At 45.2% G+C, this 314-nt stretch carries 1 pseudogene; it reads left to right on the top strand.

Annotated elements, in window-relative coordinates:
- Window positions 1–73: 73 nt before the first annotated feature.
- Window positions 74–314 (top strand): annotated as a pseudogene (locus Q1A70_RS20620) (transposase); the annotation flags it as partial.

The following is a 314-nucleotide window of genomic DNA, read 5'->3' as shown; positions in this document are numbered from 1 at the left end:
GCAGGCTCTTTGGCATCTCGAATTAATGATAACTTTCAAGTTCTCAAGCCTGCATCTTCAAGTTGAACGAGTATACAACGGTTATCTACAAACCGATGGCTACGCGGCTTATGATGGTCTATATCAAGTCACTAATGTGGTGTGCTTAGCGCATGCTCGTCGTAAGTTCATGGATGCTAAGAAGCTTCAAGGTAAAGGTAAGTCGGGGAAGGCTGATAAGGCGCTGGCTAAAATCCCAAAACTCTACGGAATAGAATCACGCTTAAAAGGTGCGCCTGTCGAAAAACGGAAAGCAGAGCGTCAAGCGTATTCCA

Source organism: uncultured Vibrio sp. (assembly GCF_947488985.1).
GTDB lineage: Bacteria > Pseudomonadota > Gammaproteobacteria > Enterobacterales > Vibrionaceae > Vibrio.
Note: the sequence above shows the minus strand (reverse complement) of the source record. Positions and strands in the feature narration are given on the sequence as shown.